9 protein-coding genes and 1 pseudogene are annotated in these 7480 nt (G+C 44.1%); 2 read left to right on the top strand and 8 right to left on the bottom strand.

Annotated elements, in window-relative coordinates; genetic code table 11:
- Positions 1 to 229: 229 nt before the first annotated feature.
- The 5 genes and pseudogenes from ACE1AQ_RS00590 to cysK all read right to left on the bottom strand — a co-directional run.
- Positions 230 to 403, bottom strand: a pseudogene (locus tag ACE1AQ_RS00590) (Crp/Fnr family transcriptional regulator); the annotation flags it as partial.
- A 143-nt stretch (positions 404 to 546) separates the two neighbouring features.
- A complete protein-coding gene (locus tag ACE1AQ_RS00585) occupies positions 547 to 1221 on the bottom strand; it encodes a hypothetical protein (RefSeq protein ID WP_374807653.1) in 675 nt (224 codons plus the stop codon).
- Positions 1222 to 1436: 215 nt separating this feature from the next.
- A complete protein-coding gene (locus ACE1AQ_RS00580) occupies positions 1437 to 1973 on the bottom strand; it encodes an MgtC/SapB family protein (protein WP_079209393.1) in 537 nt (178 codons plus the stop codon).
- A 76-nt stretch (positions 1974 to 2049) separates the two neighbouring features.
- Positions 2050 to 2184, bottom strand: coding sequence for a hypothetical protein (locus ACE1AQ_RS00575; RefSeq protein ID WP_283160064.1), 135 nt, complete (start codon positions 2182 to 2184; stop codon positions 2050 to 2052).
- Between the two features lie 15 nt (positions 2185 to 2199).
- Positions 2200 to 3147 carry a cysteine synthase A gene (cysK, locus tag ACE1AQ_RS00570; protein WP_110543475.1) on the bottom strand — a complete coding sequence of 316 codons (948 nt, stop codon included), beginning with the start codon at positions 3145 to 3147 and terminating at the stop codon, positions 2200 to 2202.
- A 666-nt stretch (positions 3148 to 3813) separates the two neighbouring features.
- Here cysK and ACE1AQ_RS00565 point away from each other — a divergent pair.
- Together ACE1AQ_RS00565 and cpcA are read left to right on the top strand one after the other, a co-directional pair.
- A complete protein-coding gene (locus tag ACE1AQ_RS00565) occupies positions 3814 to 4332 on the top strand; it encodes a phycocyanin subunit beta (RefSeq protein ID WP_002733930.1) in 519 nt (172 codons plus the stop codon).
- A gap of 55 nt (positions 4333 to 4387) precedes the next feature.
- Positions 4388 to 4879, top strand: coding sequence for a phycocyanin subunit alpha (gene cpcA, locus ACE1AQ_RS00560; RefSeq protein WP_002732914.1), 492 nt, complete (start codon positions 4388 to 4390; stop codon positions 4877 to 4879).
- A gap of 174 nt (positions 4880 to 5053) precedes the next feature.
- On the opposite strand, the gene ACE1AQ_RS00555 is transcribed toward cpcA, so the two are convergent.
- From ACE1AQ_RS00555 to ACE1AQ_RS00545, 3 genes are all read right to left on the bottom strand, one after another.
- Positions 5054 to 6052: a sulfurtransferase gene (locus tag ACE1AQ_RS00555; RefSeq protein ID WP_110543472.1), complete on the bottom strand. Its 999-nt coding sequence runs from the start codon at positions 6050 to 6052 to the stop codon at positions 5054 to 5056.
- A gap of 109 nt (positions 6053 to 6161) precedes the next feature.
- Entirely contained in the window at positions 6162 to 6830 is a 669-nt protein-coding gene (locus tag ACE1AQ_RS00550; RefSeq protein WP_110543469.1) for a phosphatase PAP2 family protein, read from the bottom strand.
- Complete coding sequence (locus ACE1AQ_RS00545) at positions 6827 to 7207, bottom strand: hypothetical protein (protein WP_149989144.1); 381 nt, start codon at positions 7205 to 7207, stop codon at positions 6827 to 6829. The genes ACE1AQ_RS00550 and ACE1AQ_RS00545 overlap by 4 nt, the downstream gene beginning before the upstream one ends.
- Between the last annotated feature and the right edge of the window lie 273 nt (positions 7208 to 7480).

Raw genomic sequence — 7480 nt, 5'->3', positions numbered from 1 at the left:
AAAATAGGCTTTTCGAGGGTAATTCTTGTTTTAATTCTCCATGTACGCAGTCTTTAAAAGCCTCTATTTCGTTCCAAGACACGATTAAGAGTGGCTTTTAGGCTAAGTATAATTACTTATCGCGTAAGTGAGATGCTCCCGTCTTTAAAAGCCTCTATTTCGTTCCAAGACACGATTAAGAGTGGCTTTTAGGCTAAGTATAATTACTTATCGCGTAAGTGAGATGCTCCCAACTGCCAGGTCCCCACAATCCCAAGACGATGAGGGTTCCATCTTCTAACCAAGTGGAGGTTTTCACGACTCCACTCTCGATTTTCCAGAAATTAGGATTTCTGAGCGGCAAAATTGCCCGATTATCAAAGTGCCAGCGATGGGGGGTTGGTGGTTGATAGGTAAGCGTCATGATTGGTAAGTAGTCGTGCAAAATTAATTTCCTAGTCGAGACAGGAGACGGGATACAGCTATTAGGGATCGGATTTGATAATTTTGGGGTAAAAACGATAATTACCCCAAAAAAGACTGATTTTATGCCCTTACAAGCCCTATTTATTTCGGGGTGCTAGTCTTTTCCAGTTCCGTGGTGGCCGAGGAGATCAGTTCTTGCCAAGCTCGATCGCTTTCCTGTAGAGTCTGTTTAACCGCGTCGATGGTCTTTTCCACGCGAGTTTTCAGGAAAGGGGAAGCATTATCTTTGAGTCGTTCGGTGTCGTCGGCTAAGATATCGATCGTCTCGGAGGTATTAACAAGGCTATTTTCTAGGGTAATAAGGTTGTTTTGCAGGGTTTCACTGAGTTTAGCCCCAGAATTGACCAATTTTTTCCCTAATTTGCTCACTTTTTCCCCTAGATCGTCAATATTATCTGCTAAGTCCTCTAGGTTGTCCTGTTGAGCTTCGATAATCTTCTTGTCGAGAGAAGGAGCGGCTAGTTGAGCCTTTAGGTCATCGATAGCCGATTTTGCCGCTTGGATGGCTTTTTCATAGGCAATTTGGGCATCTTCCAGAATTTTTGGCCTAGAAACCTCATTTTTTTTCTTGACTGGTTCCACCACAGTGCCACCCGTTGCCGTTGCACGGTCGATGACGGCCAACTGTTCGGGGAGTAGGGGCAAGGCGATCGCATTTCCCCTTCCCCCTAGGAGCAAAGTGACAGTTAAGAGGAAAATCAGCAGCCGGAAAACTTGATTTTTGAGGCTTTGAAAGCTCTTATTTCGGTTGATCATAGTTGGATTTTCTCCTGTTCAGAAAAGTGGTTACTCTATCTAGATATTATCATATAAAATATTTATTTGTTATTTATTTACAAAAAATTTTATAAATAATTTATTATATTTTTAATTAATAAATTGCAGACAAAAACATAATTTTTTTGAAGTAAAAGCTAGTAAGAAAAAGCTTTTACTCTCTCAAAAAAATTGATTTTTATCACTTTTTTTTATTAATGAGATGCTGAATTATCCGATGGATTTATTTCTTGATTAATCGGGGATATTTTCTTACGACCTTTAATATATTTGCCTAAAGATTTATTTTTCTTAAGTCGTTTAATGCCACTTAAAGTGCACAGAGAGAATAGAGTTCCCACCAGAACCATCTGCCATAAACCGCAACCAGAAGCGGCGCCTAATCCTGCCGCTAACCAGATAGTCGCCGCCGAAGTCAAACCTTTCACCTCCACCTTATTTAGTTCCCGATGGGATTGTTGTAGGATGATTCCCGCCCCTAAAAAACCGACACCAGAAGCGACCCCTTGAATAGTGCGACTGAGAGCATTAGAAGACGCATAACCCACATCTCCCTCCGCTTGTAGGGGAATCATGACAAACATGGCAGCCCCGAGACTAACGATGATAAAAGTTCTCAATCCAGCCGGACGACCGCCTCGCTGTCGGTTATAACCAATCAGACAGCCGACGGCCATAGCCATACTGAGCCGAAAAATAATCGTTTGCCAATCTTCCGAGTCAAAAAACATTGTTTAACCCATCAAATGAGATAAAAACTTCGCCTAACCAATCAAAGCCCTTTCCAGATCCCGCTTTAAATCGTTTCTATTCTCGATCCCGATCGATAATCCTAGTAAAGCCGGTGTTACAGGTGGAAGTGGAATAAATGGGAATCGTTACCGCCCCATGGCTAGAGTCTGGTTCTTGCCCCCCATGAATCGCCCTCGTTGCAAATTCCATCAATTTACTGTCCTATTAGTCGATATCTTCGAGGTCTTTAAACAGGGCCGTGCTGAGGTAACGTTCCCCGAAACTAGGCTGAATCATGACGATTAATTTATCTTCGTTTTCGGGTCTTTTGCCCACCTGAATCGCCGCCCATAAAGCGGCCCCAGCCGAAATGCCCGATAGTAGTCCCTCCTGACGAGCTAACCGTCGTGCGTAGGCGAAAGCCTCTGTATCATCGACGATAATCACCTCATCGATTAATTCCGGTCGGAAAATTGCCGGGATAAAACCGGCGCCGATGCCTTGGATTTTGTGCGGACCGGGTGGTCCTCCCGATAAGACGGGACTATTAGAGGGTTCAACTGCGATCGCTTGAAATTGGGGACGACGGGGTTTAATGGTTTCGGCAATACCGGTAATGGTTCCCCCGGTTCCCACGCCACCGATAACGATATCTACCAGGCCGTCGGTATCGGCCCAGATTTCTTCGGCGGTGGTTTCTCGGTGAATTTTCGGGTTGGCTGGGTTGCGGAACTGTTGCAAACTATAGGCGTTGGGGGTGTTTTCGACTATTTCCTCAGCCCGGGCGATCGCTCCTTTCATGCCTTGGCTACCCGGGGTTAATTCTAATTGCGCCCCGTAGGCTTTTAACATCGCCCGTCGTTCTAAACTCATGGTTTCGGGCATGGTCAGGACTAGGCGATAGCCTTTGGCCGCCGCTACCATGGCCAGGGCGATGCCGGTATTACCGGAAGTGGGTTCCACCAGAATTGTTTTATCGGGGTGAATTAGTCCGGCGGCTTCAGCGTCCTCCACCATACTGACCCCGATGCGATCTTTAACCGAGGCGGCGGGGTTCATACTTTCCAGTTTGACGACGATGCGGGCTTTTACTCCCTCTGCTACTGGGATTCGATTCAGTTGGACTAGGGGAGTCCGTCCTACCAATTGGGTGATGTCTCTTGCGATCGGCATAATCCCACTTGCTTTGTATTTGTTGGCTATTTTTGATTATATATGTATTTAAGATGTTTTACAATACTTTTTAAGTCAGAGTACACTGCAAAATGCTGGTGTTGGCACCTCTGATCACAACGTCGGCGGGGATCCCTGTCGATTTTTTTGCCTTGCCACTTTTTTTGTATATCGAAGCACAATCGGTAAAATTGTCCTGGGAAATTTCTCTTAATTTAGTTAATTATTATTGGTATATAAAAGCACATTTGTTTAAACAACTTAAAGGAATTATTAGAGAGATGAAAAGAGCGATACTTTTTCTTGGTATCGGGTTACACATTTAAGAAAGTTTTCTGAGATTTATCCTAAAAAATTATTTTTTTGCTGTTTTTTTAAGAAACAATTTTTAATAAATAAAAGTAGGAAAATGGTCTATAAAATAATTCATGGCAAAAACGAAGTATGTCTGGAAGCGCCTATCAACGCTAAATTCAATTAACAAGAATTGTTCCTCGATATACAAAAAAATCTGGACAAGGGAGAGTAAAATTTTTTCAAGGACGATAGTATAGTCCCAAGAAAAAAACTCCTAGATACTTTATCGGAAAAAATAAAGAAAAGCCAGAGAAATCAACCTCGATATTTTGCCGAAACCAATCATCATTATAGGAGATGAAAACTATGGTGTTAGATGCCTTTGCCAAAGTCGTTTCTCAGGCCGATACCCGCGGGGAATACCTGAGCGAGAATCAAGTCAATGCCCTAATTGCCTTCGTCAAAGATGGTAATAAACGTGTGGATGTGGTCAATCGTCTTTCCAGTAATTCTTCTGCGATCGTTACCGATGCCGCGCGTAGTTTGTTTTCAGAACAGCCCGTTTTAGTTGCCCCCGGTGGCAACGCCTATACAAACCGTCGTGCCGCCGCCTGCCTGCGGGATTTGGAAATTATCCTGCGCTACGTTACCTATGCCACCTTCACCGGCGATGCCAGCATCCTCGATGATCGCGCCTTGAACGGTCTCCGGGAAACCTACGTCGCCCTAGGAGTTCCGGGGGCTTCTGTTGCGGCCGGAATTCTCAAGCTCAAGGACGCTTCCCTTGCCCTAGCGGCCGATCCCAACGGGATCACTCGCGGGGATTGCAGTTCTTTACTAGCAGAAGTCGCTTCTTACTTCGATCGAGCGGCGGCGGCAGTTTCCTGATGCTGTGACTTTCTTATCTAAATCCGATCAAACTTTTGTAGGAGCAATTCCATCCATGACCAAGACCCCTTTAACCGAAGCGGTGGCTACTGCCGATTCCCAAGGCCGTTTTCTCAGCAGTGCTGAATTACAAGTAGCCTTCGGTCGTTTCCGTCAGGCCGCCATCACCCTAGAAGCGGTAAAAATCCTCGCCCAAAAGGCCCCCAGTTTAGCCCAAGAAGCAGCCAACGCTGTCTATCAAAAATTTCCCTACACGACCCAACTCCAGGGGCCGAACTATGCCTACGATGAGCGGGGGAAATCCAAGTGCGTTCGCGATATCGGCTACTATATCCGGATTATCACCTATGCCCTCGTGGTGGGCGGTACAGGCCCGATCGATGAATATCTGGTCGCCGGTTTGAGTGAAATTAATAGTGCTTTTGAACTATCTCCTAGCTGGTATATCGAAGCCTTAAAATACATCAAAACCAATCACGGATTAAGTGGGGATGCTGCTGTAGAAGCTAATTCCTACATTGATTATGTGATCAACGCCCTTAGCTAATTTACGTCAACTTCACATCAAAATAAGCTCAAATCTCCTAAATTCACCTCGGGATGAGCGCCGAGGTTTTTTTGCGTCCGTCTAACTTGGTCGTCCTCGGGAACCTACCCTAACAAAAAAACCATCTTGGGCAAGATGGTTAAACACAACGAGTATAAACCGACAAACTTGACTTTAGACTGCTTTTTCTGGCCCGGTAGCGACGGGCAGATCCGTGGTACTGTACTCTGTCCAAGAACCCTCATAAATTCGCACCTTGGGATAACCGAGCAGATGTTTGAGGACAATATACTGTAAAGTCGCTTCCCGTCCGGTACTGCAACTGACGATAATATTATCCGAGGGCTTGATGTTGCGTTGGGCAAGAATCTTCCTGATTTCGTCTAAAGATTTCAATTTATGAGGATTTTTCAGGGATTCATCCGGATTATTCGCTTCCGTAAAGGTCGGCCAGGGTATATTTTTCGCCCCCGGAATATGACCATTTCTCAGCCAGATATCCTGTTTCCCCTGAAAAAGTTCTTCGGGTCTAGGATCGATAAAAACCACATCGGGTTTGCCGAGCAATTTCTCTACTTCTGCTAAATTTACCCGAATCGAGGGATTATCACGGACAGTAAAGCTCCCGGGTTGATATTTAGGGAATTCTTTAGTTACCTTTTGTTCGGAACCCTTATAACCCTTAAAACCACCATCTAAGACCGCCACATTTCGGAAACCCGATCGCTCTAGTAAATAGGCGACCATGGTTGCCCCCAAGACATCGCGACCATCGGAATATACCAGCACTCGATCGCCATTAGTGATTCCCGCGGCGGCAAAGAGACTGCCAATTTTATCCTCTTGCCAATATTGAACCGGCAAAAATCCGTTTGGACCACGAAAATTATTGTCGGCTATATTCACCGCTTTCGGTAAATGACCGGTGATATATTCTAAAGGATTAATCCGCACATCGAGAATTTTTAACTTCGGATCCTTGAGATTTTGTGCCACCCACGCCGGCGAGACAAAATCTATCTTAGTCTCAGATTTAGACGTGGCCATCAGGGGCGATGACGGGGCTAAGGTAAAGGTTAAAATGCAGAGGAGAACTAAAGTGAAAAAAGCAAGGGGACGGCTTTGAAACCGTCCCAGGGATAGACCCTTCCCTTGACGCAGTTTTGGTTTCATGATTCAGTGTCAGCGACGAGTATCAAACGATAATTACTATAGGGCTTTGATTAGCTTTTTCCAAAAATTTAGGTATAACGTGATATTTTTTTTGCAGCAAGTAGGCCGATTAATTATTAATTTCTTCTTGGGTGTTGATCGCCTTGGGTGTCTCTAATAACTGTTGCCACCAGATATGAACTAGGAGAGACCAAGCGATCGCTAAAAGCCAAGCGGCAAGGATATCGCTAGGAAAGTGAACTCCTAAATAAAGACGAGTCCAAGCAATAACCAAAACCAACGGAATCCCCAGTAAAACTACCCCGAAAAACCAGCGCGTTCTCCAAGATAGGATCAGTAAAGAAATGACTAACAGGGAACTAAATAAAGCATGACCGCTAGGGAAGGCAAAATCATCGGGTAACGGATAAAATAACTGCCAAAATTGCGGGCGATTTCGATGAAAAAAAATCTTGAGATTATAACTAATTGCCCAACCTCCCGCCATAGTCACAAGGAGATAAGCGAACCCATACCAGTATTTTTTGAGGGCAAAAATCAGCAGTGAAATTGTTAGTATCGGAGCTACTCCCCAATAAGTGCCTAATCCCGTTAGTTTTATGGCCAAAAAGTTTAGGTTTAAATTAGTAGTTTGATGAATAGATAGCATTAGGGATTTTTCCCAAGCAAATCCTTGGGGATGCCGCTCAACAGCGAGCGCTAAATCCGTAAAAGTTAGCGATGTTAACAAGATGGCTAAGAAAATTAAGCTATTGTTTAAGTAGGTTTTGGCAATCACGGGGAAAAAGTGGCGATCGAGGATAACAGGGGCATTTCTAATACCTGAAAATGAATTAGGCCCAGAATAACTAAAGTGTAAACTGTCGAGGAAAGTAATCCATTTCTTAATTCTTTTTGCCAATGGCGTTCTTCTTTCTCTCCACCGATTAATTCTTTCGTTCCGAACTGCATCAGCAGAATTCCCACCAGATTGGATAACCAATAACCAACCATGGCCGCTGGTAGAAAAAAATCGGCGTGTAAGCAAGCAATTAAACGACCGAAACCGTAGGCGATCGGCAGATTAAAAATTAGATCGTTCCACCAACACAGGGGCGATAATAAGTAACCGATCAATACCAAGGTTCCGTTTTTGATTTTGTCAAGTAGATACATCTTTTTTTTAGTTACTAACTATCATCTTTGTTTTTTTTGCCATCAGCTATCTAAGTAAGTAGCTGTTGAAAATTGTCAGATACCCCCCTTATTAAGGGGGGATTAAGGGGGGATCGGCACCCCCCTTATTAAGCTGTCCTTTAGTCACATCTTTCTTAACATTTCAAACCTTTGTAGCACAAGGCTTTCAAGACTCGGTTAACAATCTGTAATATTCCTTGTTGACACCCTTACTGACAAGGAAAAAACTGAAATCAAGTCAGGATAAGGGTT

Origin of the sequence: Microcystis sp. BLCC-F209 (assembly GCF_041928595.1) — a bacterium.
GTDB lineage: Bacteria > Cyanobacteriota > Cyanobacteriia > Cyanobacteriales > Microcystaceae > Microcystis.
Note: the sequence above shows the minus strand (reverse complement) of the source record. Positions and strands in the feature narration are given on the sequence as shown.

Bases quoted from the DNA above. Each gene is read 5' to 3' on its own strand.
- ACE1AQ_RS00585 (WP_374807653.1), bottom strand. From the start codon at position 1,221: ATGATCAACCGAAATAAGAGCTTTCAAAGCCTCAAAAATCAAGTTTTC.
- ACE1AQ_RS00580 (WP_079209393.1), bottom strand. From the start codon at position 1,973: ATGTTTTTTGACTCGGAAGATTGGCAAACGATTATTTTTCGGCTCAGT.
- ACE1AQ_RS00575 (WP_283160064.1), bottom strand. From the start codon at position 2,184: ATGGAATTTGCAACGAGGGCGATTCATGGGGGGCAAGAACCAGACTCT.
- cysK (WP_110543475.1), bottom strand. From the start codon at position 3,147: ATGCCGATCGCAAGAGACATCACCCAATTGGTAGGACGGACTCCCCTA.
- cpcA (WP_002732914.1), top strand. From the start codon at position 4,388: ATGACCAAGACCCCTTTAACCGAAGCGGTGGCTACTGCCGATTCCCAA.
- ACE1AQ_RS00555 (WP_110543472.1), bottom strand. From the start codon at position 6,052: ATGAAACCAAAACTGCGTCAAGGGAAGGGTCTATCCCTGGGACGGTTT.
- ACE1AQ_RS00545 (WP_149989144.1), bottom strand. From the start codon at position 7,207: ATGTATCTACTTGACAAAATCAAAAACGGAACCTTGGTATTGATCGGT.